We start from the raw sequence: 26,808 nt of genomic DNA, 5'->3' as shown, positions 1-26,808 counted from the left end.
TTCTGATACTGCATTTTCGTTCAATTGATGTATTTATTAGATAAAAGCAAAGTGTGTTGTAAAGAACTTAAAAAGAGTATTTTAGGGTTGTTTTTTTTGGTGGGGGAAAGGGTGAAAAGTACCTCATCTGTTTTAAGATGAGGTACATTGTTATATGTGTTTAATTATTAGTTTGTACCTAGGTAAATGTATCCGTTGAACGGTTCTAGAATTGTACCTGTTTCAATATCGGTTGCTGTAATGATATAGTAATAGGTGCCGGTTGGTAACATACCAGATTGTCCGAAAGAACCATTTGGAGATTCACCGCCCCAATCATTTTGATAATCTTTAACCTCGGCAACTTTAGTACCCCAACGGTTAAATATTATAACATCAAAACTAAAGGCACAGTACTCAACCCCTGTTATTTCAAAGAAATCGTTTACACCATCACCATTGGCGGTAACCGCCTTTGAGATTATGATATCACCTCTGCCACATGGTACACATTCTGTATCTACGATTACAGTAAAGTCAACGTAGTATTTACAAGTGCCTTCAGTAGAACTGTAGGCAATTTTATATTCACCTGGCTCATGATTCATTGGGTCAAAAATGTTTTCTTCAATTTCAACATCACCTTCAAGTATCATAAACGTACCGTTACGGTCAAAATCTGCCGGTAGGTAATTTAATAGGTCAATTGGCTCTTCTTCAATACAGATATTGATTGTAATCTCTTGCAGTTGTGGTTGCAGAACAAATATGATCTGCTCAAAAGATGCAGTGTTACCACAAGAGTCGGTTACGTTCCAAGTTCTGATGATCATATAGTCGTCAGAATCATCCGCTTGCTGAATTTCTTCATTGAAGACCACATCAAAATTATCACAACCACCCGTAAATACCATTTCTGGAGCTTCCGGAATTTCATCACCACAAATAATGGTGATTTCTTCTTCATAAGGCAAACTCATAATTGGTCCGGTAGGTTCTACGGTAATAACTTGTGTATGTTCTGTTTCATTACCGGCACAATCGGTTGCTGTCCACGTTCTTGTAACTGTATAACCTACGGCACAGTTCTCATCATTTGTGATTGTTTCCTCAAAGACCACATCAATATTAGGGTCACAAGAATCTGTAGCTGTCAATATAGAAGCTTCTGGCACCATATTACATTCTACGGTCATATCTTGAGGCAGCGCTTCATTAAATGTAGGAGCTACTGTATCTTCAATAGTTATTACTTGTGTGTGTGTACGAATATTACCAACACAATCAGTAATTGTCCATGTTCTGATAATTGTAAATTCGGTTGCACACTCATCATCTTGACCTTCCACTGATTCATCATAATCTACAGTGATGGCACAAGTGCTATCTGAAGTGATTACAAATGCATCTGGGATCGTGTCACAAGCTTCAATAGTTTCATCAGTTGGCCAACCTTCATCACCATCATTATCAATAATAGTTACCGTAGCAATATTATCCGATAGAATACCCACTATAGGACTTGAAATATTTTCAAGAATTACATTGAAAGTCTCTGGGTCTTCAATAATTATATCATCTATAATAGGAATAACTAATGGTTGCGTATTTGGGTTTGTACCACCAAATGTCAATGTCTGTGTATTACGAGGTACACCGGTATAATCCATACTATCATTGGCAGAACCATCAACAGTGTAGTATTCAACCGTAAACTCATCTTGTACATCCGCATTTAGAACTACATTTAAAGTAACCGTACCGGCATCTTCATTTACCTCAACAGAAGTAGTATCAAACTGAACGCCATATAATGATGGGTCTGCATCGTTATCAATGATATTTACCGTAGCCGTATCATTGGCAAGAATACCAACGATAGACGAAGAAATATCTTCAAGGATTACATTGAAATTTTCAGTGAATTCAATTAATGTATCATCAATAATAGGAATTACAATAGTTTGCGTATTCGCATTTGTACCACCAAACGTTAGTGTCTGTGTATCTTGAGGTACACCGGTATAATCACTACCATCAATAGTAGTACCGTCTACCGTATAGTACTCAACCGTAAACTCATCTTGTACATCGGCATTAAGCACCACGTCAAGAGATACCGTACCTGCATCTTCGTTCACGTCTATCGAAGTAACATCGAATTGAACACCATACAATGATGGATCAGCGTCATTATCAATGATATTCACCGTAGCCGTATCATTGGCAAGAATACCTATTATAGGCGAAGATATATCTTCAAGGATTACATTAAAGTTTTCGGTAAATTCGATCAATGTATCATCAATGATCGGGATCACTATGGTCTGTGTATTGGCATTTGTACCGCCAAACGTCAGTGTCTGTGTATCTTGAGGTACACCAGTATAATCGCTACCATCAATAGTAGTAACGTCTACCGTATAATACTCAACTGTAAACTCATCTTGAACATCCGCATTAAGCACCACGTCTAGAGAGACCGTACCGGCACCTTCGTTCACGTCAACCGAAGTAACATCGAATTGAACACCATACAATGATGGGTCAGCATCGTTATCGATGATATTTACCGTAGCCGTATCATTGGCAAGAATACCAACAATAGGAGAGGAGATGTTTTCAAGGATTACATTGAAATTTTCAGTGAATTCAATTAAAGTATCATCAATAATAGGAATTACAATAGTTTGCGTATTCGCGTTTGTACCATCAAACGTTAGTGTCTCTGTATTACGAGGTACACCAGTATAATCGCTACCATCAATAGTAGTACCTTCTACCGTATAATACTCAACCGTAAACTCATCTTGAACATCCGCATTTAGCACCACATCAAGAGAGACCGTACCGGCACCTTCGTTCACGTCTATCGAAGTAACATCGAATTGAACCCCGTATAAAGAAGGATCAGCATCATTATCAGTGATATTGATAACACCTTGGTCATCATTTATAGCTATCAATGTGGTTGATAGGTTAGAAAGGTCAACAAATAGGCTTTCTGTAAATTCAATTAGCGTGTCGTCTATAATGCTAACCGTTATAGGGTGAACTTCACCATCTGTACCTGTAAAGGTCAATTGACCACTGTTAGTGGTGTAATCACCAGGTTCAATCGCAGAATCATTATTAGTGGTGTAATCCAAGGTAAATCCACCTTGAACATTACCTGTTAACAGCACATTTATAGTTGCAGTACCTGCAGCTTCATCAACTGTAATATTATCATTTTCAAATGAGATACCGGTAACACCAGGTATGTTGTCATTATCAGTGATATTGATATTACCTTGGTTATCATTAATAGCGATTAAGGTTGTAGACAGGTTAGACAGATCAACAAATAATCTTTCTGTTGCCTCAATAATATTATCGTCTATTATGGTAACCGTTACTGGGTGAATTTCACCATCTGTACCAGCGAAGGTAAGTTGCCCTGCATCAGTCGTGTAATCCCCAGGTTCTACAGCAGTATCATTATTGGTTGTGTAATCTACAGTAAATCCGCCTTGAACATTACCGGTCAACAATACATTGATCGTTGCCGTACCAGCAGCTTCGTCAACGGTGATATCATCATTCTCAAATGAAATGCCGGTTGTTCCAGGTATGTTGTCGTTATCGGTAATGTTGATGTTACCTTGATTATCGTTGATGCCTATTAAATTAGTTGATAGGTTAGATAAATTAACTAAAAGTGTTTCTGTAGCTTCAATGAAATTATCGTCAATAATGGTGACAACAATAGGTTGTAATTCTCCATCCGTACCGGCAAAGGTCAATTGACCAGAGATACTAGTATAGTCACCAGGTGCAATAGCGGAACCATCTGCAGTTGCATAGTCAATGGTGAATCCGCCAGGAACATTTCCTGTCAGTTGTACGTTTATGGTTGCCGTACCAGCCGCTTCATCGACTGTAATGTTATCGTTTTCAAAATCAATACCTGTAGTGCCCGGAATATTGTCATTATCGGTAATACTGATATTGCCTTGAGCGTCATTTATTGGGATTAAGGTAGTTGACAAGTTAGAAAGGTCAACAAACAGTCTTTCTGTTGTCTCAATTAAATTATCATCAATAATGGTAACTGTAATGGGTTGTGTTTCACCGTCTGTACCGGCAAAAATCAACTGACCACTATTGGTTGTATAATCACCGGGTTCTACTGCAGAATCATTATTTGTTGTATAATCTAAAGTGAATCCTCCTTGAACATTTCCAGTCAATAATACGTTGATTGTTGCTATACCGGCAGCTTCGTCTATAATGATATTGTCATTTTCAAAAGAAATACCAGAACCAGGAGTGTTATCATTATCAGTGATATTGATATTCCCTTGGCTGTCATTAATAGCAATTAATGTCGTAGACAAGTTAGACAGGTCAACAAATAATCTTTCTGTTGCTTCAATAATATTGTCATCAATAATGGATACGGTTACAGGATGAATTTCACCATCTGTACCGGCAAAAGTCAACTGACCACTAGTTGCGGTATAGTCACTAGGTTCTTCTGCAGAATCATTATTGGTTGTATAATCTAAAGTGAATCCGCCTTGAACATTACCAGTCAATAAAACATTAATTGTAGCGGTACCTGCATCTTCATCTACGGTAATATCATCATTTTCGAAAGATATACCGGTAGTACCTGGTATGTTATCATTATCCGTAATATTGATATTACCTTGGTTGTCATTGATTATTATTAACGAGGTAGATAAATTCGATAGGTCTACGAACAATCTTTCAGTTGCCTCAATAATGTTATCATCAATTATGGTAACGGTTATAGGTTGAATTTCACCATCTGTACCTGTAAAGGTCAGTTGACCGTTTATAGGGGTGTAATCTCCCGGTTGTATAGCCGTATCATTGTTGGTGGTATAGTCTACTGTAAATCCACCAGGAACGTTTCCTGTTAATTGAACATTGATCGTTGCGGTACCTGCAGCTTCATCAACAGTGATATCATCGTTTTCAAAAGCAATACCCGTAGTACCCGGTATATTATCGTTATCGGTAATATTGATGTTAGCTTGATTGTCATTGATAGTAATCAAGGTAGTAGATAAGTTAGTAAGGTTTACGAACAATCTTTCTAACGTCTCAATAGCGCTATCATCGATAATGGCAACCGTAATAGGTTGTAATTCCCCATCGGTACCAACGAAAGTCAGTTGGCCAGAACTGGTTGTATAATCATTAGGTTGGGTTGCAGAATCATCTGCCGTAGTATAGTCTAAAGTGAACCCGCCTTGAACATTACCTGTTAATAATACATTTACCGTAACAGTACCAACAGCCTCATCTACCGTAATATCATCATTTTGGAACGAGATACCTGTAGTACCAGGGTTGTTGTCATTATCGGCAATATTGATATTTCCTTGGCTGTCATTAATAGCGATCAAGGAAGTAGAAAGGTTAGATAAGTCTACGAACAATCTTTCTGTAGCTTCAATAATGTTATCATCGATTATTGTAACGGTAACTGGGTGAGTTTCTCCGTTTGTGCCAGTAAAAGTCAATTGACCAGAAGTTGCCGTATAATCACCAGGTTCTACCGCAGAATCATTGTTTGTGGTATAATCCACTGTAAATCCGCCTTGCACATTACCCGTCAACAGCACGTTTATGGTCGCTGTGCCTGCATCTTCATCTACGGTAATGTCATCATTTTCAAATGATATACCAGTGGTTCCAGGTATGTTGTCATTATCTGTAATATTGATATTCCCTTGGTTGTCATTGATAGTAATCAAAGAGGTAGATAAATTAGAAAGGTCAACGAACAATCTTTCTGTCGCCTCTATAATGCTATCATCGTTTATAGTCACCGTAATAGGTTGTACTTCACCGTCATTACCCGTAAAGGTCAATTGACCGCTATTGCTGGTATAATCACCAGGTTCTACTGCAGAATCATTGTTTGTGGTATAATCTACCGTAAATCCGCCTTGAACGTTTCCAGTTAAAAGAACATTTATAGTAGCCGTACCATCAGCTTCATTAACGGTGATATCATCATTTTGGAATGATATTCCCGTACCTGCACCACCATCGTTATCAGTAATATTAATTACACCTTGGTCTTCATTTATTGCAATTAACGTGGTTGAAAGGTTTGAAAGATCAACGAATAAACCTTCTGTAACCTCAATTATACTGTCGTCGTTAATAGCAACAGTTATGGGTTGCAATTCTCCGTCCGTTCCTGCAAAAGTTAACTGTCCTGAGTTGGTAATGTAATCAGTAGGCTGTGTAGCGGTATCGTCATTGGAGGTGAAATTTAATGTAAATCCTCCTTGAACATTACCTGTTAACAATACATTGATCGTTGCGGTACCTGCAGCTTCATCTACGGTAATATTATCATTTTGAAAAGATATACCGGTAGTGCCTGGTATATTATCATTGTCATTTATGGTACCGATAGCTGAATTTGTAGATTGTTGATCCAAGAACCCAACATTGATATTAGATTGAATATTTGATAATGTAATTGTAAAATCTTCTGAAGGCTCAATAATATTATCATCTATGATCGGCACATCGATATTCACCGAATAGGTTGTGCTGTTGAATGTTACCGTACCTGTCGAAGAAGTATAATCTTCAGATTCAAGCGCTGTATCATCGCTAGTTGCGTAATCAACAGTTACGGTTTCGCCCGGAGTAATGCTACCCGTAAAAGTAGCTGTAAATCTAGCAAAGGTATCGGTGCCTTCTATAACGATTACATTGTTATTGGCGAAAGAAACCCCTGTACTGCCAGGTACATTATCATTGTCGGTTATTTCGATAATACCTTCGCTATCATTTATTGTTGGTGTGTTTGTACCGTTGGTTAGTTGAACTAACAACTGTTCGGTAGTTTCTATAATCGAATCATCATTTATGGATATGGTTACCAGTTTTATTTCATTATTGGTACCATTAAACGATATTTCATTTGATGAAGAAACATAATCACTAGCTTGTACTGCGGTATCGTCTGCAGTATTGTAGTTTACCGTAAATCCGCCCGAAACAGTACCTGTATGGGTAATTTCAAGAACAGCGGTACCGGCATCTTCATTTACAACTACATCATTAATGCTCAAACCTATTGGGTCTCCATTCTCACTTACATAAATATATTGTGTATGGCTGGTTGAGTTACCTGCGCAATCATCTGTTGACCAGGTTCTAATAATGGTGTAATTTGTACTTGTATTATCACCATCATATGTTTCATTGAACACCACTATAGAGTTGGAGTCACAATTATCATTGGCAGAAAGAATCGGTGCCGTTGGTATATTATCATGAGCGGCATATGAATCTTGTGGTAAAGACTCATTAAAGGTAGGCGCCTCGTTATCTTCAATGGTTATTACTTGTGTAAATGTATCACTTACTCTTCCACAGGCATCTGTAAATGTCCACGTATTGGTATACGTACCTTCCGTTGGGCAAGAACCAGATTGTACAAAGCTACCTGCTGTTTTGTGTAAGGTAAAATTACAAGAAGCCGTTGCAGGTACTAATGAATTGGCATTATTCAGTGCAGCAATGTTATCACAGTCAACAGTTCTGTCCAATGCATTTGGAGCAGTAGACCAATTTACCTGTGGTGGTTGTTGCACATCTATAATGGTCGGGGTATGTGTACCGATACCACAAGCATCTGTAGAAGAAGAACTATTTGTTGTAATTGGGTCTCCACTAATTACACCACTATACGTAGCGGTAGCTTGTAATTCAAAACTAGCAACACAAGCAGTTTCTAAAAAGTAGCAGGCCTCTATTATTTCTATATCGAAATCGAGGTCGTAATTATCGCCCATATTAGTGAATCCATCTTGAGCTGTAAAAGTCAATGTCTTTGTAGATGGGTCGTATGAATGGGATACTCCGGCAGGTAAAGTGCCTACTCCAGAGAATTCCGCCTCCATTGGCAATACAGTTGTAATTACAAGATCTTGAATATCGTCATTACCTATATTGCTTACGTTTAATGTTAATGGTACAATATCACCAGCGTTAAACGGACCGGCGGTATTTGTATTTAAACTTAAAGCACCTAAACTTGGTTTGTAAACATCAACACTTAATCCCATTAAGTATAGACCATAAGACTCTTGATCTGTGGTTATCTTAAATCGGGCAAAGGTCTGGTCGTTATCTATATATCTGTTTCCGGTATTTGCTAATGGAAATACGGTAGCATCAAAACCTAAGGTATTGGTACTAGCGGCATTTCTGTCCACATAATTTAAACCATCAATGGAGATACGACTATTAAAGAAGTTATCCTCATCTCTTAATGTGGTCGATAATTTAGACCAGTTGTTAGTAGTATCATAGATCAATAATTGGTCACCAGAAAGATCACGATCACCTTCTAAGGCACCTAACATTACATTGGCATTGATATTACCGTTAGGTATGGTTTCAAAACCACTAAAGTTAAATTCAGTTTCACCAGCACCATCAGAAGCAAAGGTATGAACGTAACCATCATAAAGAGTAATGTTTTTAGGGTCTAAAGAAACATTTTCATACACAAAAACTATTTGCCATCCACCAGAAGTACCGGTAATATTAGCGATACCATGAGAACGTAAATCCATTTCTGTAGCCTTAACATTACCTACTTGGTATGTTCCAAAAGGAGAGGCAAGTGCATTGATATCATCGGTTATATCTTTGATACAAACATATGGGTCGTTTTGGAAATGATCATCGCGACCTCTATAGATAACTTCATCGGCAGAAACGGTAGTGTACGATGATTGGCCGGGCAACATTAATTTTACTTGGTTGTAGTTCCAAGATGGTTCTGTAGCTCCGCCACCAGTTGTGCCATCATATTCTTTATCTGCAGCAGCCCAGTATAAGTATGCTTTCTTTATGTTCAAACAACTTAATGTAGGCTCTGGATTCGCCAAATTGGCATTGGTAGAGTTAAAGGTAGATGGGTCAGAATCAATATCCACAAAAACGTTATTATTGAAATCATGGTTACCATCTTCACCATTGTAATTACCAGTTGAATTTCTTGAAAGAACATTATTGGCAATCATGGTAAAGTCTCCATTGATACTACCAGAATAACGAATTTCAAAATCTTTTTTAAGGTTGGTGTCGTTTACAAAAATGTTTACTACAGCTTCATCTTCTGAACCGTTAGAATCCACAATTTTATATCTGAATGAATCGTTACCGTTGAATGACGGACTAGGCTGATATTCAAAATAATCATCTGTAGCATCACCAGGTGTACCATTGTCTCTAAGCGTAACCGTACCATTAATAGGGTTGTTTACCACTTGTAGAGGGTTTACGGCTGCAGGACCGTCAAATCCATAATCATCATTGTCAAGCACCGTAATATTTGCAGAAGCTTGATTTTGAAATACTACGAACGAATCATCTACTGCACTTGGTAAGTGGTTGACATCGGTTATCGTACCTATAGCGGTAGGATTGGATGCTGTAATCAAGCTTGGTGAAATTGAAGTAATCGTCAATCTTAAGGTTTCATCGCCTTCAATTAATGCATCTTGTATTATATCTACAGGTATTTGTAGAACTTCATCTGAAGTCCCGGAAAAGTTTAAGGTTCCTGTTTGCGTAGCATTATAGTCACTACCATAAGTGGTAGTGTTATCTGTAATTTCATACGATGCAGTAAAACCACCATTAATTGGGTTACCTGTATAAGTAACCTCAAAATTAGCGGTAACATTAAACTCGTCTACGGTAAATCCAGTTGCTGCAACTGTCCCGGTATCATCATTAGTTATAGTACCAATTGCATCTGCATTGGCTATGGTGATTTTGCTGGAGGACGGATTGGAAATAGTAATTCTTAAATCTTCGTTATTCTCAATAAAATCATCACCAACAACATTAATTTGAACCGAACGTACTTCATTGTCAACACCGGTAAAAGTTAAGGTACCCGTTGTTGATGGGGCTGTGGTAAGCGTGTAATCAACACCCGTTGTAGTACTGATGTCGGTTATTTCATAATTTAATGTAAACCCACCGTTTAATCTATCTCCCGAATAGGTAACATCAAAATTAATACCGTTTGTTTGCTCTACAATGCTAAAACCATCTACCGAAACAGCCCCTCCATCATCATCAATGATAACTCCTCTGGCTTGGTTGTTCAATAGGTTGATACCAACATTTGAGCGTATGGCCACCAAATCAACAAAGAAATCTTCTTCGCCCTCAATAGTATTGTCACTTATAATTGGTACGGTAATATCTTGAGTTTTTTGTGTATTGGTGAAAATTAATGTTTCTATTGTCGCATTAGGATTGAAATCTGTAGCATTAGCTGCACTACCGTTATTAACAAAATAGTCTACTTCGATAGTTTCACCAGTATCTATAGCACCAATAAATTCAACAACAAATGTTGCATTTACGGTGTCTGACGGATCACCTTCTGTTACAGTTACCGTTAAGTTTTCAAAATCTATTCCGCTTGTGGCAGTATTGTCATTATCGCTAATTGCACCCGTACCTGTTGGGTCTACAATGTTGATTAGAGTAGTGGACAAGTTAGAAAGCTGAATGTTCAAATCTTCAGTAGCTTCTATAAAAGAATCTTCTAAAATATCAACTGATACGGATTGCGTATCACCAGTTGAAGTGCCTGCTGGGAAAGCTAGTTGCCCCGATGCCAAAACGGTATCATAATCTTTAGCACTAGTGGCGGTACCATCAGTAATACTATAATCTACAGTAAAGGAATCTTGTACGGTATTACCATTATAGGTGACAATGAAGTTAGTGCTTCCTGCGGATTCGTTTACTGAAAAGTCAGAAGCACTTAAACCTGTGGTTGCCGTTTTAACGTCATTATCGGTAATGGTACCAATAGCATTGGCATCAACTAGGTTAATTAGTGTAGTAGATAAATTAGTTAATTGAAAATTGATGGTTTCATCAGATTCAATTATAGTATCGTCGTTGATATTAATACTTACATTTTGAATGTCTCCATCTTCTGTACCCGTTGGAAATATCAATTGACCGGTTAAGGAAGGATTTCCACTATAATCTGAACCAGCTATGGCCGATCCATCTGTTATTGCATAATCTACAGTAAATGAATTTTGAAGTTCACTACCATTGTAGGTAACCACAAAATTGACAGTGCCAGCATCCTCATCTATATTGATATCAGCTACAGTTAACCCTGTAGTTGGTGTTTTTGTATCATTATCTTCTATAGTACCTATCGCATATGGGTCTACTAGGTTGATAAGGTTGGTAGATAAGTTTGATAATTCTATGTTTAATGTTTCGTCCCCTTCTATAAGGTCATCATTGATTATGGTAACACTTACCAATTGTGTAGCGCCATCTGTAGTGTTGTTTGGAAAAGAAACCTGTCCTGTTAATGTAGCCGTATAGTCGTCTCCTTCAAAAGCAGAACCATTAGTAATGGTGTAATCTACTGTAAAGCCGTTTTTGACATTACCGCCTTTATAAGTTACTACAAAATTTGCCGATGCCGTTGCCTCATTGAAATTTACATCAGCAATAGACAAACCTGTGGTCGGGTCGGTATCGTTATCTACAATTGTACCCGTAGCATCTGCATTTATAATAGTCAAAAGACTATTTGAGATATTTGATATTTGAATACTTAGACTTTCGTCACCTTCTATTACGGTGTCATCTGTAATTGCTACTAAAAGTGTTTGCGTATTTCCATCGGCAGTACCGGCAGGGAAAGTAACCTGACCAGTTAGATTTACATTATAATCTGATCCAGCAGTGGTACTATTATCAGTAATAACGTAGTCTACCGTAAAAGAGTCTTGAACGGTGGGTCCGGTATAAGTCAATATAAAATCTACGGTTCCAACGTCTTCATTTATTGAAAAATCAGCAATAGAAACACCTTCGCCAGAAGCAGGGGTATTTATATTGGTTATGGTCCCAAGAGCAGTATCTGTGATATCCCCTACATTGGTAGAACCATTGGTCATACCTAATGTGAAGGTTTCGTCACCTTCAACTACTGCATCATCGATGGCAGGGATAAGAATATTCGTATTTAAGGTGTTACTTGGTACTGAAAAACTAGGTAAAGCGGTATAGTCTGATGCAAAGGTAGTAATGTCTGAATATGTAAGATCAAACGTAACCACTTCGTTTACCGCATGAGATAGGTTAACTACAAAATCTAGGTTAGTGCCTTCGGCAGAGGTAGTATCGGCAATTACTACGTTAGGTCTAATAAATAGATCAACAGCATTAGAATAGGTGTACGGCGTACATAGATTTTCACTGTCAAAAGCACTGAAACGATATTTGTTTCCACTTTCGGTACTGGTGATATTGGTTAAGGTCAATGCCGTTGTAGTGGCACCAGAATACACACCCCCATTGGAAATAGGATTCCATGTAGTTCCATTATCCGTACTTAATTCCCATTGGTATGTAAGTCCGGTTCCGTTAACCCCCGATGTATAGGTAATTGTATCGCCAAGATTGGCAACTCTATCGCTAGGTTGCATTGTAATACTTACGGTTTGGAATGCTGAAGTAACTTTGCCATCTGTACCAGTATAACCACCTTGCCCTAAAACACGACCGGTAGATGGATCGACTGTACCATTGCTTACCGTTAATGGCCCAGTACCTAAATAACCATCTCCATCAGGGTCGGTATGTCCTGCTTCAATAGCATCGGGGCAACCGTCGTTATCAGAATCATTATCTAAGCTATCAATAATTGTGTCGCCATCGGCGTCACCATTACCTTCGTTAATATCTGTTATTCCATCATTGTCATCATCCTCATCCACTAAATCATTAACTCCGTCAAAATCACTGTCCAAATCATCATCGGTAATTGTAATTTCACCTTCACCGGTTACAAATACAATGTTTTGCGGTACATAATTAGTAATTAGTCCGGTTGCAGGGCTATAAGAGGGTACTACGGTAAAGTATTCGGTAGGTTCAATTACAGCATCATCGTTTACCTTAAAGTTTCTCTTAAAATTTTGACCGCTCGATCCATTAAAATTAAAAAAACCAGTGGTTTCGTCATAATCTGATGGTTCTGTAGCCGTATTGTCAGAAGTAGTGTAATCTATTCTAAAGTTATCCTGAACATCCCCGTTTAAAGTAAAATCAATGCTTGCATTACCTACAGATTCCAGTTCGGTGATACTACTTAAATTAACGGTAGCGGTATCATTATCATGAATGCGAAGTGCAGAACGTTCTGTATTAATACTTACTCTTGAAGGGGCAATACCATATTTGGTTTCCTCTGCCACATTTCTAGATTTAACACCGTTAAACTCTTCGGATGGTTCAACTATTGAATTGTCTATAGTAAGTATTGGTATAATTACTTCTGTACCAGCAATTGAACCAGCAGGAAATGTAGCAGTAGTGTTGAAAGAATTGAAATCTGTACCATCGCTAGCCGGACTCGCTGAACTAGGATCCGTTTCAACAGAGAAATCAATACTATAGGCATCTTCAATACCTACGTATTGTTGACCGCTGGAGTTGGTACCATTTGATAATCGTAAAATATACTGAATTTCTCCACCTTCGGTAATATCATAGTTTCCGCCGGTTACATAGGCAACATCGGTATCTATGATTGTACCGGTACCTGTAGCATCTGAAAAAGAATAGGAACCAGAAGGGTCACTTAAGGTTAGTGTAAATTCTTGTTGTGTGGTTTCTACCCAGTCATCGTTTAAGGCAGCTACCGTAAAAGTTGAGGTTGAACTTAAAAAGAAACCTAAAGTTACCGAAGTATTTCCGTTATAATCCGCAGGTGTAGTGGTTCCATCTGTATAAGTTACATCAAAAGTATAGTCTCCTAGTAATGGACTGTCGGAAGTTACCGTAAAAGTCATATTAGATCCTTCATCGGCACTAGCATCCGATACTGAAAAGGTTTGAGCCAAACCATCAATAGATCCTATAAAGAACCATATGACAAATAGCAACAATGTCGATGTTATGAACGTTGAATTTTTCATTATTGATTCTTATTATAGGTTATTATAATACCGTTTGAGCGTTTACTGCTATCAACCGGCTTATCGGTAGTAGAATTTCTATTGTCTAGAGTGTAGATTATTTCTGTATGACAATTAGCGTTTACATTATAAACATCTGTACTACTGCTAATTGAATTGAACAGATTGATGCCCCTTGAAAAAGGCGTAAAGAGATGTTGTATTCCTCTTTTTGGAAATACAAATGTTTCAGAACAACATTGGGGGGAGATGATGTTAGAAGTGTAAATAGACTTCATATTAATGGTTAAGTTTAATTCTTTATTGATTACTTAACCAACATCAAAATCGATTGAAATAAATTTACAATCAATTGCTTAATAGAAGGTTAAGAATTTTTTTAGAACAGATTTGGGATCTAATTCTTTTTCAAAATTAGTACCTAACTGTCTAATAACTCAATTTTATAGTTCACACGATGTTATTCGTCGATGAATCTACGTTAGCGAATTAACGGTGATAGTTTTGGGATATTTAAATGTTGTTGTGAATCGCTTAAAATGTGTGGTAAATAATTTGTAGTCCTTTTCTTATTTTTGTTAAAACTTAAAATTGAATTTTTTTTTAAATAAAACATAACAAATTGAAATTCAGTTTATTGAATAATATTTTTGGTTAAAGGTGAAAATTACATTTCTGTAGGAATTTATTGGAAATGTTAATTTTATTTGTTGTAGACTGTTAAAATTGATGTTAAAGAAGAAGGGAAATTAGATGGGCACTTTATCGGTAAATTCAATATGTTCAACGAAATAGGGTGATTATGATAGTATGTAAGGTGTATAATTAATCAAAGTATATTCTAGATATTTTTGGTAAAACAAAAACACCTTTTCATATTAATGAAAAGGTGTTTTCTATATATAGACGCTCTCGCGGAAAGTTAAATTGTACTACATATCAAAATTAAAATTTAGTTAAGTTCTATAGGTTAAATTCATATTAATTAATCATTAAAGGGTATCTAAATTATTTAGTATATCGTTGGCTTTCAATTGTATGTCGGCTAAAGTATTTCCATCCATTTTATTTAGAAGGGCAAGCATCATATTCATACGTTGATTGTCTTTAAAATGTTCTTTCTTATCCGCCAGAAAATTCCAGTAAAGAGAATTAAAGGGGCACGCTTTTTCTCCTAATTTTTTTGTGTGGCTATAAGTACAGTTAGTACAGTAATTGCTCATTTTATTAATATAATTAGCACTGCTTACATATGGTTTAGTAGCCACAATACCACCATCGGCAAATTGGCTCATGCCTCTGGTATTTGTAATCTCCACCCATTCTATAGCGTCAATATAAACACCTAAATACCATTGGTCGACTTCATCTGGATCCATCTGAGTTAGTAGGGCAAAATTTCCTATAATCATTAGGCGTTGAATATGATGGGCATAAGAATTGTCTAAACTTTGACCAATTGCATGTTTTAAACAGTTCATATTTGTGTTTCCGGTCCAAAAGAAATCTGGTAGTTTGTTTTTGTTTTCAAGGGAATTTAAATACTTATAATCGGGCATTTCTTTCCAGTAAATTCCTCTCATATATTCTCTCCATCCTAAAATTTGACGTACAAATCCTTCTACTTGAGATATTTGAATAGTGCTGTTATTATTATTGAAGTGTGCTATAACAGTATTAATAACCTCCTTGGGAGACAGAATCTTACTGTTCATAGCAAATGATAATCTAGAATGAAATAAAAACTTTTGATCTTCATGCATGGCATCTTGATAATCGCCAAAATAGGGAAGTAGATGATTGCAAAAATAGGTCAAGGTCTCCAAACATTCTTTTCTGGTTACCGGCCATGTAAATGATTTAGCCTCAACTTGCCCAAAGGTTTTTACATTGGCTTTGGTTAGCTCTTCAATAATTTCTTCGACATTTTTTTTAAACTCTGTTTCTTTAGGTATGCTTGGCTGACCCTTCCATTTATTTCGGTTACTATGGTCAAAGTTCCATTTTCCACCTACGGGTTGATCGTTAGACATTAATATTTGGTGATTTTTTCGCATCATGCGATAAAAACTCTCCATGACCATTTGTTTTTTGCCTTTGTAGAAATCTTGGAGCTCAAATCTTGTAGTGTAGAAATGTTCTGTATCTGCAAATGAAGTAGCTATAGCTAATGAGCTACATATATCTCGAAGCTGTTCATCTAACCTATACTCATCTGGCAACTGATATTCAAATTTATCGGCATTTGAATCATTGACTACCATTGAAATAATGTTCTTTAAATTTTGAGGATTATTACTATCGTTTAGTTTAAGGTAGATGAAGTTATGACCCTTGGCACTAAGGTCTTCTTTAAAACTTCGCATGGCTAAAAAGAAAGCTATTACTTTTTGTATGTGATGTTTAACATAGTCTGTTTCTTGGCGCATTTCGGCCATAATGTAAATAATATCGTCATCTACATTTTTGAACCAAGAATGGTTTTGATTTAATTGATCACCTAATATTAAGCGTACTATTTTCATTCTTATCTTTCTTTAAAACAACGTTTCTTGTAACCACAGCCGTTGGTAGCTACCAGCACTGTCATAACGTTCGACCTGACTTTTAATATTGAATTTTCTATTTCTAGGGTCGTTTCCTACTCCGCTATTGTACATCCAATTTCCCCAATTACTGTGTACATCGTAATCGATTAACATACTTTCAAAATATGCGGCACCCATTCGCCAATCTTGCTCTAGCTCTTTAGACCAAAAGCTGGCAACATTTTGTCTACCTCTGTTGCTCATCCATCCGGTTTCCAATAACTCCCGCATATTGGCATTAACAAAGGCTTCTTTTGTATTGCCGTTTATCCATTTTTTTAGCGACTGCTTATCAGTTTTCCAGTCATAGGGTTTTTGAAGAATGCCAGATAGATGGAATATCTTATCCATATGTTTTAAGGATATGTACTTAAAATAATCACGCCAAATAAGTTCAAAAATCAGCCAATAGGTATTCTGGTTCTTGATAATTTCTTTTTCAAATCTTACAACTTCCCAATAGATGGTTCTTGGAGATATACTTCCATTTGCCAACCAAGCAGATAGTTTTGAACTATAATTTACACCTATTAATCCATTTCTAGTTTTTTTATAAATGGCAAGTTTTTGTGAATCCCAAAAGTAATTTTGAATTCGCTTTTTAGCTTCTTGTTCTCCGCCCTTAAAAGGAAATGCCGTAGAGTTATGTTGTTTAAAATCTTCAAAACCTAATTCTTCTAATTGGGGTAATTCTGTATTAGTACGTACTAAATTAGATTCAGGCATTATTTTAGAAGCTGATGTGGAGATTCGAACTTGGCAATTGGCTTCAAACTTTTTTCTGAAGTTGGTGAATATTTCAGGAATTAAATTGAAATTTGCGTAGGGTATATCGGTAGGATGAAATAAAAATTGATCATATTCTTCATTAAATTGAACGGTAGATGATACTTTTCTCTTAACCTTGGTGAGTACCAACTCTTCGTCTCTTGTCCATTCTTTTTGTAGAAAAACATTGTTTATGTTATGGTGTTCAATAAGTTTTGGCAAATAGTCTTCAGACCTACCAACATATATGAATAAAGGAATGTTTAAATTTTTAAGTTCTTCTTTTAGTTGGCTAATCGTTTCGAGTAAGAACTTAGCCCTGTATTTTTCAGTTCTTTTAAATCCGTATTCGTCATATTCAAAAAAAGTAGATTCAAAACAATAGAATGCAATAACTGTTTGACCGTTAATGGCATTGTTTAAGGAGGAGTTGTCTGCTACCCTTAGGTCGTTTCTAAACCACATTAAATTATTCATGTATTATCTTTTTTGGTTTATGGCGTTTGCATTTTTCACTGCAGTATTTTACGTTGTTCCAGTTGCGTTCCCATTTTTTTCGCCAAGAAAATGGTTTTCTACAAGTTATACAGGTTTTTACAGGAAGGTGTAACTTTTTATGAGCCATTAGAGTAACGAGTATAATAACTGATCTGGTTTGGCGTATGATAACCGTTGAATAAGTTTGGGTAAAGCATAACCATCTAGTCCATTTGTGACCATAGTGTTGATTTTATCCAGTTGCAACCATCCATCATCGTGTAAAATGTCATTCGGTAAATAAATATGCTCAATAGCCCCTATGATCATTAAACAACCATTCTCCTTAATTTCATATTCATTTATATATCTACAGCCTAATTTTACGGTACTCTCACCAACATAGGGTGCCTTAAAATCATCTAAGTATGTTTCTGTTAAATTGGTTTCTGTAAATTCTGAAATTTGCTCTTCATATTTTGCAGACGTTTTATGTGACTCTTCTATTATTTTAGTGTTAACGTGGTTAACTGTAAAAAATCTCGTTTCCTTAAAGTTTTTGTAAGTGTGTCTCTTTACCGTTAAAGGTCTTAGAATAAAGCCCAACATTGGCGGACTACTACCAATATGAACTACAGAATTGAAAATGGCTAAATTGCTACAGCCCGATAAAGATTTTGTGCCAAGAAGATTGGCAGATTTATAGCCAGTGCAACTATTGATCAAGTGAGCCCTATACCTACTCGACATTTTTTTCATGTCGTTAGAATTGAAATGTTTCAAAGTGTTTCTTTTTTGTTTAATAAAAATACTAAATAATTAAACAAAAATTAACTTTATCGAATAAATGATTGTTTACTTTATCACCGTAAAGCTTATAATTAAGGCATAATTTCATATTTTTAACATTCACTTAATGTAGGCTTAAAGCCCAATACATGACCCAAGAAAAAAAGAATATTGCCATTATAGGCTCTGGACTAGTAGGATCATTACTAGCAATTTATTTGAAGAGATACGGACATAAAATTACTGTTTTTGATAGGAGACCAGATATTAGGAATATCGAATTTTCTGGTAGGTCCATTAACCTGGCTATGAGCAATAGAGGTTGGAATGCTTTGAAAACAGTGGGCATAGAAGATGAAATCAGAAAAATTGCCATACCCTTAGATAAACGTGCCATGCATGTAATAGGCAAGGAACAATATTTTCAAAAGTATGGTAAAGATGGTGAGGCAATTTGGTCCATATCAAGAGGAGTGTTGAATAAACGCATGATTGACTTGGCTGAAGAAAATGGAGTTGATTTTCGTTTTGAAGAAAAAGTTTGGGATATTGATTTGCCCGAAGCAATAGTCTATACAGGTGAAACAGAAAAGGGTGAATGGAAAGAGTATCCATTTGATCTGGTTTTTGGCTGTGATGGTGCTTTTTCCAGAGTACGACATAAAATGCAGCGTCGTAGTAGGTTCGACTATTCTCAAGATTTTATTGATGTAGGCTATAAAGAATTGACCATACCTGCCAATGCCGATGGTACACATAAATTAGATAAGCACTCTTTTCATATTTGGCCACGTGGCAAGTTTATGTTCATAGCAATGCCCAATTTAGATGGTAGCTTTACCTGTACGCTTTTTATGCCTTTTGAGGGTGATATTTCTTTTGAGAGTTTAAAAACAAAAAAAGATGCCGTCCATTTTTTCAATACCTATTTTCCTAATGTAAAGGACGAAATAGAAAATTTGACCGAAGATTTCTTTAGAAACCCAACTAGTGCCATGGTAACCATGAAATGTTATCCTTGGACCTATTGGGATAAAGTTGCTCTGGTAGGCGATTCCGCTCATGCAGTGGTGCCATTTTACGGACAAGGAATGAATGCCGGGTTCGAAGATATTTTTGTTTTAAATCAATTGATTCAGGAATTTGGAGATGATTGGGGGCATATCTTTTCTACATATCAAGAAAAACGAAAGCCTAATGCAGATGCTATAGCTGAATTGAGTTATAGAAACTTTATGGAAATGAGTAGTAAAACGGCTGATACAAATTTTTTACTTCAAAAGAAAATAGAAAAACACTTTTCTACAAAACATCCAGAGAAATGGATACCCGCATATAGTAGGGTTACATTTTCAAACAGACCGTATTTAGAAGCACTAGCCGAAGGCGATGCACAGGAGGAAATAATGAAAGAGGTTATGAAAATCCCCGATATCGCTGAGAAATGGGATAGCGAAGAAATTGAGAACTTTATGTTGGAACTAATAAAATAATTACCGGTTAGACCTCATTTCACTTTTACGCATTGGCATACTATCAATTAGGTCAAATATCTTGTTTAAGTTAAAAGGATATGGCTTTTTAGATTTTATACCGCCATCTTTACCCACCAAAATATAACCTTGATATGCTTTAGGTAAAGTTTTTGAATTTGTAATTTCAAGAGCTTGTCCATTGCTGCTATAGAATACATTGTTTTTAAGAACGAAAACTCGAACGTCTCTTTCAACTAAACCAACAGAATTTTTTGCAATTATTTCTATCGCAGATTTTACTTCGGCAACATTGTTATTGTTTTCATATAGAATTATTAATCTATTGTTCCATTTAAAGTCGGTTATATCTTGAGCTTTTGTAATGGAACTGAACATCATTATTAAAATGGAGACAATTTTTAATGTATTCATAGGTATGAATGTAAACAAAAAAAGCCATCTTTTAAAGATGGCTTTTTAAATGTATTAAGTTTGCTTTTATAATTTAGCGAACATTTTTTGCATTTTTTCACTTTCTTCTTCAGCAAGCGTAGGGTCAACTAAAATACGACCACTGTGCTCATCTGTAATGATTTTCTTTCTAGAAGCAATTTCAACTTGTACCTGTGGTGGTATCGTAAAGAAAGAACCACCAGATGCACCTCTTTCAATTGGAACGACCGCTAAACCGTTCTTTACGTTGTTACGGATACGAGCATAGGCCTTAACCAAACGCTCCTCAATTTTATCTTGGAACTTGATAGATTCTTCTAATAACGCTTTTTCTTCCTTCTCTGTTTCTGCAAGAATAGCGTTTAGCTCACCTTTTTTGTGCTTTAAGTGTGCTTCGCGTTCAGATAAACGTTCTTTAGTTTCAGAAATTACAGCTTTCTTTTGCTCTATTTGAGCTTTGAACTCCTTAATGTTCTTTTCTGCCAATTGAATTTCCAATTCTTGGAACTCCAATTCTTTACTAATAGAATTGAATTCTCTACTGTTACGAACATTTTTTTGCTGTTCGCCGTATTTTTTTATTAAAGCCTTTGCTTCTTCAATCAGGTTCTTCTTAGCTCCAATTTCAAAGTTTATATTCTCTAAATCGGTTTTAAGTTTATCCATTCTCGTTTTTAGGCCAAGGACTTCATCTTCCAAATCTTCTACTTCTAAAGGTAGTTCACCACGAACATTCCTTATTTCATCAACCCTAGAATCAATTAATTGCAGATCATATAATGCTCTTAACTTTGCTTCTACAGACGAATCTTCTTTTTTTGCCATATTAAAAATAATTGATGGGATTTGTTATACTTTCCGATAAATGGATTGCAAAATTAGGAATTTTTTTTGTAAGATAATCAACTAAAAGGTTTTTTGTAAACTGCTCAGTTTCAAAGTGTCCAATATCTGCCAAAATTATTTGATTTTCAGCCTCGTAAAATTGATGATATTTAAGGTCAGCGGTAACGAATACGTCTGCTTTAGCGGCTTTGGCTGCTCCAATAGCAAACGACCCACTTCCACCAAGTACAGCTACTTTTTTAATCGGCTTTTTTAATAAAGCGGAATGTCGCACCAATTTAGCGTTCATTTTTAGCTTAAGTTCCTTGAGAAATTCCAATTCTGAAACTTCTTCGTCCAATTCACCGATCATTCCCATACCAATATGTTGGTTCGTATTTTCTATGGTCTGTATGTCATAAGCAACCTCCTCATAAGGGTGGGAGGATAATAAAGCTTTGGTAATGGCAGATTCTCTGTCCTTCCCAAAAACACAAGTAATCATTATTTCATTTTCAATGTGCGTAGTTCCTTTTTCTCCAATTGTCGGATTTGCCTCTTCATTTGCTTTATAGCTGCCGTTACCCTCAACTGAAAAGCTGCAATTAGAATAGTTGCCAATATTACCTGCACCAGCTTTAAAAAGCGCATTTTTAACTTCCTCTATATTATTTTTAGGTATGTAGGTAGTTAATTTTTTGATAGTATTCTTTTGTGGAATAAGCACTTTTGTATTTGACAGTCCAAGTACATCGCAAATTTTAGCATTTACGCCATATCTGGCATTATCGAGTGCAGTGTGGTTGGAATAAATAGAAATATCATTTTTAATGGCCTTAATAACTACCCGTTCCACATAATTTTTACCGGTAATCTTTTTTAATCCTCCAAAAATAATAGGATGAAAACTAACAATAAGGTTACAATTTTTGGCTACGGCCTCATCAACTACATTTTCCAAGGTATCTAAGGTAACCAGTATGCCGCTTACTTCGTTAGTTGCATTTCCAACTAATAAGCCAACATTATCAAAGTCTTCGGCATATGGTAGAGGAGCAAATTCTTCTAATATCTGGGTAATATCTTTTACGGTCATTTTATTAAAAAAAAAGTTATTCAAAGATAAATTATTATAATTTCGTTGCGATGCAGGTGTTACGAAAACTTCTTTTTCCCATATCATTAATTTACGGAATAATCGTGTTTCTAAGAAACCGCTTGTATGATGTGGGTATTTTCTCTTCAACATCTTTTACAACAAAGACTATTTGTGTAGGTAACCTAAGCGTAGGGGGAACGGGTAAAACACCTATGATAGAGTTATTGGTTCGTACACTTTCTGATAATCATGAGGTTGCTATTTTAAGCAGAGGGTATAAAAGAAAATCTCAAGGTTTTTTACTTTCAGATGATAAAACGAGTGTTGAAAATTTAGGCGATGAGCCATTTCAGCTAAAAAGTAAATTTCCAAAAGTAGCTGTTGCCGTTGATGTCGACAGAAGAAATGGTATTCATCAACTTGAGAAAATGGTTGATCCAGATGTTATTTTGCTTGATGATGCTTTTCAGCATAGAAAAGTAAAACCCGAATTTTCAATTCTATTGACAGCTTATGATAGTTTGTTCACTAAAGACTGGTATTTGCCTACAGGAGATTTAAGGGATTCTAAAAGGGAAGCAAATAGGGCAGAGGTTATTGTGGTAACTAAATGTCCGTCAAATCTTTCGCAATCGGAAAAATCAAAAGTTCTTTTAAGCATAAAGCCAAAATCGCATCAAAAAGTATTCTTTAGTTATTTGGTCTATAATACAGATTTAAAAGGAGCTGAAATATCGCTTGAAAGTTTAAAAGATAAAAAGGTGACATTGGTAACGGGTATAGCAAATCCGGCGCCATTAGAGAACTTTTTAAAATCATACGGTATTGTATTCGATCATTTAAGATTTAATGATCATCACTTTTTTACACCAACGGAAATAGAAAATTTAAAAAGGAAAGATACCATTCTAACCACCGAAAAGGATTATGTGCGCCTGAGGTCAAAAATACCAAACCTACATTATATAGAGGTGAAGCACGAATTTTTGTTTGGGGAAAATGAGTTGTTCAAAGAAGAGTTGAAACAGTTTATGTCAAAGAATTCTTAGCTTTTTTATCAAAAATGTTTTCTCCGATTTTCTGATAGAAAATATCTGGCTTAAATGGTTTGGTTACTACATCGTTACAACCGGCAGCATAAAAACTTTCTAAACTATCATCCAATGAAATTGCGGTAAGTGCAATAATCGGAGTCTCTTGGTTGAATTTTCTAATTTCAATGGTAGCTTCTTCACCACTAATTCCGGGCATATGAATATCCATTAAGATGGCATCGTAAACATTTTCTTTGGCCAAATCAACCGCCTCATGCCCATTGTTGGCAATATCGCTGGTCATATCCCTTTTGGTCAGCATCTTTTTAGTAATGACCTGGTTAATTTTATTATCCTCAACTATCAATAAATGAAGACCTTTAAAGTCATAATCTTTCGGAGTAATTTCAAAGGAAACATCTTCAGTAAGGTCATCAATACTCTTCATCTTTATTTCAAAAAAGAATGAACTACCTTGACCCAAATTACTCTCAAGTTCAATTTGACTGTTGAACAGCCCTAAAAGACTTTTTACAATAGTTAAGCCAAGTCCGGTACCGCCATATTCTCTGTTAATTTGAATAGAACCTTGTTCAAATCCCTCAAAAATACTTTTCTGCTTTTCTTTCGAAATACCTATTCCGTTATCCTTTACCTCAAAATAGATGGTGACTTCGTCTTGATTCTTATTCAATAATTTAGATATCACCTTTACTTCACCTCCTTTGGTAAATTTGATGGCGTTACCGATTAAATTCATGAAAATCTGCGATAACTTTAAAGGGTCGCTCAGTAAATGGCTTGGGATATCCTGATCATACTCTAGAATAAGAGTGGTATTGTTAGATTTGGCACTTTGTCCTAAAGAATTGATTACCTCATTAATTACCTTTTTAAGGTTGAGCTCCATATTTAAAGGTTCAAGCTTATTGGCGTCAATTTTATTGATATGAAGAATATCGTTTATAAAATTAAGAAGATAATCTCCTGAGAATTTTAAAGCTTTTAAATGTTCTTTTTGGTGTTCTTCAGGATTTTCCTCGAGCAATAAATGGGTAAGCCCGGTAACTGCGTAAAGCGGTGTTCTTAACTCATGACTAACCGTTGAAAGAAAATTTGTTTTTGCTTCCATAGCTTGTACCGCACCGTCTCTAGCTATTTGTAATTCTTTGTTTTTTGTTTGTAAAAGATCGTTGGTCTTTAATTTTATTTGATTGTTTCTGTATAAGGTAACTGCCAATAATGATATGATAATCAAAAATGCGGAAGTTAAAATAGCCGTTAACTCAGACCTGTTTTGAGATTCTGTAAGTTCTTCGATTTTCTGTTCTTGACGTGCAATTTCTTCCGTTTTGTAATTGTCCCTTATTTTATCTGCCGTTTTTGCCTCTATTTTGCTCTTTTCGATATTGAAAATAGAATCTTTTAATTGAACCAGATTTTGACTATTACTAAGCGATTTTTGATATAATCCTAATTTCTCATATACGGTTGTTAGTAGGATATTGGCATCCTTAAAATCTTCTAAAAAACCATTGTCTTCTGCAACGGCCAATGCATTTTCGCCATTTTTGGCAGCTTCTGCGTAGTTTTCAAGTCCTAGGTTTAGCTCGGCAAGAGTAAGATATGCCTGGCTGGTCAAATATTCCTTCTCATATACATCAGTATTTACGATAAGGGAATTTAAATTTTTAGTGGCACTGTCATATTTTTCGAGGCTTAAATAAACTTTCGCCTCGGTCAGTAGTAAGTTGTTGTAGAAATTGCGATCGTTATTAAGTTGTTTGGCCTCGTTCAGCATAAATAATGACTGAAAGTTTCTATTGCTCCTATGTAATAGAATAGCTTCAATATATTTGTGCATACCATCTCCGTAAGGATAAGAAATATCTTTAAGCAATACACTGGCACGATCCCAATAGAATTCTGTGTCGCCTTCCTTATCTATTCTTAGGTATAAAAGCGCAAGTTCATGTAGACTATCTATTAAGCCTTTAATGTCTTCACGTTTTTCGGCCTCGTTAGCAGCTGTGTTCAATGTTTCTAAAGCCAGGTCGATCTTATCCTGGTTTTTGAACTTTCTTGCTTGGTCAAAATAAGGTTGAATATCTTTTTTGGAAATCGGGTCTTGAGAAAATACGGCAGTAGTAGTCGCCAATATTACAATGGGGACTAGTAAAATTTTAAATACCTTATTTAAAAATAAAATTCTCAAATATATTTTTTAATAGTAATGAAATTAATTAAATCTATAATTCTACTGCTATAACCTGTTTCGTTGTCATACCAACCAATAATTTTTACCATTTTGCCTATGACAGAGGTCATTAAAGAATCAAACGTACAAGAATAACAACTATTGTTTATGTCTATAGAAACTATTGGATCTTTAGTATAGTTTATGATATTCTTAAATTCATTTTGAGCAGCCTTTTCAAAAGTATCATTTATTTCTTCGATACTTGTCTCTCTTTTTACATTTAAAGTTATGTCTGTCAATGATCCATTAGGCACGGGTACCCTAATACCGCACCCTCCGATGGTATCTGCCAATTCTGGAAATATTCTTGTTAATGCCTTTGCAGCTCCCGTTGTTGTAGGAACAATGGATTGAGAGGCGGCGCGTGCTCTTCTTAAATCTCTATGGGGTTGATCGTGTAAACTTTGATCGGTAGTATATGAATGTATGGTCGTAATATAAGCTTGTTCAATACCACATAGATCGTTGACTACCTTGATCATAGGCGCTGCGTTGTTGGTGGTACAAGAAGCATTCGATATAATGTCATCTGATGCCATCAACGTATTTTCGTTAATGCCAAAGACAATCATTTTAATATCATCTTCCGTTGGTGGAACGGATAGAATAACCTTTTTAGCACCATTTTTAATATGATGAGATAAGGTATCCCTGTCCTTGAACTTACCGGTACACTCCACTACTAAATCTACATTTGAACCAGTCCAGTTAATCTTGGAAGGGTGAGGTTCATTTTGCAAGATTATACGCGATTCATTAACAATAATATGAGTATCATCGCATGAAATATCTAATGGGGAAGTGCCGTGTATGCTGTCATACTTTAATAAGTGTGAAAGCGTTCGGGTATCTGCCAAATCATTTATTGCAACCACGTTCAAATTAGGGTGTGCTTGCAAAAGGCGAAATAGGGTTCTTCCTATTCTTCCGAAACCATTGATGCCAATATTTAATTTTTGCATTGGTTACCGTAAATATTTATACTAGTGACTACAGAAGTTTAAAAGCATCTATGTTGCTTAATT

At 35.9% G+C, this 26,808-nt stretch carries 13 protein-coding genes; 2 read left to right on the top strand and 11 right to left on the bottom strand.

The genetic code is table 11. The features are described from left to right. Positions 1-167: 167 nt before the first annotated feature. The 6 genes from EXIGUO8A_RS02690 to EXIGUO8A_RS02665 form a co-directional block, all read right to left on the bottom strand. A complete protein-coding gene (locus EXIGUO8A_RS02690; protein WP_159301834.1) occupies positions 168-14,015 on the bottom strand; it encodes a Calx-beta domain-containing protein in 13,848 nt (4,615 codons plus the stop codon). Then, positions 14,015-14,293, bottom strand: a complete 279-nt coding sequence (locus EXIGUO8A_RS02685; protein ID WP_159301833.1) for a hypothetical protein — start codon at positions 14,291-14,293, stop codon at positions 14,015-14,017. Before EXIGUO8A_RS02685 ends, EXIGUO8A_RS02690 begins: the two co-directional genes overlap by 1 nt. 714 nt (positions 14,294-15,007) lie before the next feature. Next, complete coding sequence (locus tag EXIGUO8A_RS02680; RefSeq protein WP_159301832.1) at positions 15,008-16,540, bottom strand: cryptochrome/photolyase family protein; 1,533 nt, start codon at positions 16,538-16,540, stop codon at positions 15,008-15,010. A 12-nt stretch (positions 16,541-16,552) separates the two neighbouring features. Then, positions 16,553-17,848: a DASH family cryptochrome gene (locus tag EXIGUO8A_RS02675; protein WP_159301831.1), complete on the bottom strand. Its 1,296-nt coding sequence runs from the start codon at positions 17,846-17,848 to the stop codon at positions 16,553-16,555. After that, positions 17,841-17,996: a DUF2256 domain-containing protein gene (locus EXIGUO8A_RS02670; protein WP_159301830.1), complete on the bottom strand. Its 156-nt coding sequence runs from the start codon at positions 17,994-17,996 to the stop codon at positions 17,841-17,843. The genes EXIGUO8A_RS02675 and EXIGUO8A_RS02670 overlap by 8 nt, the downstream gene beginning before the upstream one ends. Continuing rightward, positions 17,996-18,631 carry a flavin reductase family protein gene (locus tag EXIGUO8A_RS02665; RefSeq protein WP_159301829.1) on the bottom strand — a complete coding sequence of 212 codons (636 nt, stop codon included), beginning with the start codon at positions 18,629-18,631 and terminating at the stop codon, positions 17,996-17,998. The genes EXIGUO8A_RS02670 and EXIGUO8A_RS02665 overlap by 1 nt, the downstream gene beginning before the upstream one ends. Positions 18,632-18,786: 155 nt before the next feature. Here EXIGUO8A_RS02665 and EXIGUO8A_RS02660 point away from each other — a divergent pair, with 155 nt between their 5' ends. After that, positions 18,787-20,130: an FAD-dependent oxidoreductase gene (locus EXIGUO8A_RS02660; protein ID WP_159301828.1), complete on the top strand. Its 1,344-nt coding sequence runs from the start codon at positions 18,787-18,789 to the stop codon at positions 20,128-20,130. Here the strand turns inward: EXIGUO8A_RS02660 and EXIGUO8A_RS02655 are convergent, their stop codons facing one another. The 3 genes from EXIGUO8A_RS02655 to EXIGUO8A_RS02645 all read right to left on the bottom strand — a co-directional run bounded on the left by EXIGUO8A_RS02655 (position 20,131) and on the right by EXIGUO8A_RS02645 (position 22,486). Then, positions 20,131-20,544 carry a DUF4174 domain-containing protein gene (locus tag EXIGUO8A_RS02655; protein ID WP_159301827.1) on the bottom strand — a complete coding sequence of 138 codons (414 nt, stop codon included), beginning with the start codon at positions 20,542-20,544 and terminating at the stop codon, positions 20,131-20,133. Positions 20,545-20,610: 66 nt separating this feature from the next. Further along, positions 20,611-21,390 carry a zinc ribbon domain-containing protein gene (locus tag EXIGUO8A_RS02650; RefSeq protein ID WP_116769976.1) on the bottom strand — a complete coding sequence of 260 codons (780 nt, stop codon included), beginning with the start codon at positions 21,388-21,390 and terminating at the stop codon, positions 20,611-20,613. A gap of 1 nt (position 21,391) precedes the next feature. Then, a complete protein-coding gene (locus EXIGUO8A_RS02645; protein WP_159301826.1) occupies positions 21,392-22,486 on the bottom strand; it encodes a Nif3-like dinuclear metal center hexameric protein in 1,095 nt (364 codons plus the stop codon). A gap of 50 nt (positions 22,487-22,536) precedes the next feature. On the opposite strand from EXIGUO8A_RS02645, the gene lpxK reads away from it, so the two are divergent. Next, positions 22,537-23,538, top strand: coding sequence for a tetraacyldisaccharide 4'-kinase (gene lpxK / locus EXIGUO8A_RS02640; protein ID WP_159301825.1), 1,002 nt, complete (start codon positions 22,537-22,539; stop codon positions 23,536-23,538). On the opposite strand, the gene EXIGUO8A_RS02635 is transcribed toward lpxK, so the two are convergent. After that, the gene (locus tag EXIGUO8A_RS02635; RefSeq protein ID WP_317164565.1) at positions 23,519-25,738 is read right to left on the bottom strand and encodes a hybrid sensor histidine kinase/response regulator; all 2,220 of its coding nucleotides are present in this window, start codon (positions 25,736-25,738) and stop codon (positions 23,519-23,521) included. The genes lpxK and EXIGUO8A_RS02635 overlap by 20 nt on opposite strands. Beyond that, positions 25,735-26,745, bottom strand: coding sequence for a type I glyceraldehyde-3-phosphate dehydrogenase (gene gap / locus EXIGUO8A_RS02630; RefSeq protein ID WP_159301824.1), 1,011 nt, complete (start codon positions 26,743-26,745; stop codon positions 25,735-25,737). The genes EXIGUO8A_RS02635 and gap overlap by 4 nt, the downstream gene beginning before the upstream one ends. Positions 26,746-26,808: the final 63 nt, after the last annotated feature.

It is taken from the genome of Maribacter litoralis, from assembly GCF_902506355.1.
Classification (GTDB): Bacteria; Bacteroidota; Bacteroidia; order Flavobacteriales; family Flavobacteriaceae; genus Maribacter; species Maribacter litoralis.
The sequence above is the reverse complement of the archived record's forward strand: the minus strand, read 5'-3'. Positions and strand labels throughout refer to the sequence as shown.

Bases quoted from the DNA above. Each gene is read 5' to 3' on its own strand.
- EXIGUO8A_RS02690 (WP_159301834.1), bottom strand. From the start codon at position 14,015: ATGAAAAATTCAACGTTCATAACATCGACATTGTTGCTATTTGTCATA.
- EXIGUO8A_RS02685 (WP_159301833.1), bottom strand. From the start codon at position 14,293: ATGAAGTCTATTTACACTTCTAACATCATCTCCCCCCAATGTTGTTCT.
- EXIGUO8A_RS02680 (WP_159301832.1), bottom strand. From the start codon at position 16,540: ATGAAAATAGTACGCTTAATATTAGGTGATCAATTAAATCAAAACCAT.
- EXIGUO8A_RS02675 (WP_159301831.1), bottom strand. From the start codon at position 17,848: ATGAATAATTTAATGTGGTTTAGAAACGACCTAAGGGTAGCAGACAAC.
- EXIGUO8A_RS02670 (WP_159301830.1), bottom strand. From the start codon at position 17,996: ATGGCTCATAAAAAGTTACACCTTCCTGTAAAAACCTGTATAACTTGT.
- EXIGUO8A_RS02660 (WP_159301828.1), top strand. From the start codon at position 18,787: ATGACCCAAGAAAAAAAGAATATTGCCATTATAGGCTCTGGACTAGTA.
- EXIGUO8A_RS02655 (WP_159301827.1), bottom strand. From the start codon at position 20,544: ATGAATACATTAAAAATTGTCTCCATTTTAATAATGATGTTCAGTTCC.
- EXIGUO8A_RS02650 (WP_116769976.1), bottom strand. From the start codon at position 21,390: ATGGCAAAAAAAGAAGATTCGTCTGTAGAAGCAAAGTTAAGAGCATTA.
- EXIGUO8A_RS02645 (WP_159301826.1), bottom strand. From the start codon at position 22,486: ATGACCGTAAAAGATATTACCCAGATATTAGAAGAATTTGCTCCTCTA.
- lpxK (WP_159301825.1), top strand. From the start codon at position 22,537: ATGCAGGTGTTACGAAAACTTCTTTTTCCCATATCATTAATTTACGGA.
- gap (WP_159301824.1), bottom strand. From the start codon at position 26,745: ATGCAAAAATTAAATATTGGCATCAATGGTTTCGGAAGAATAGGAAGA.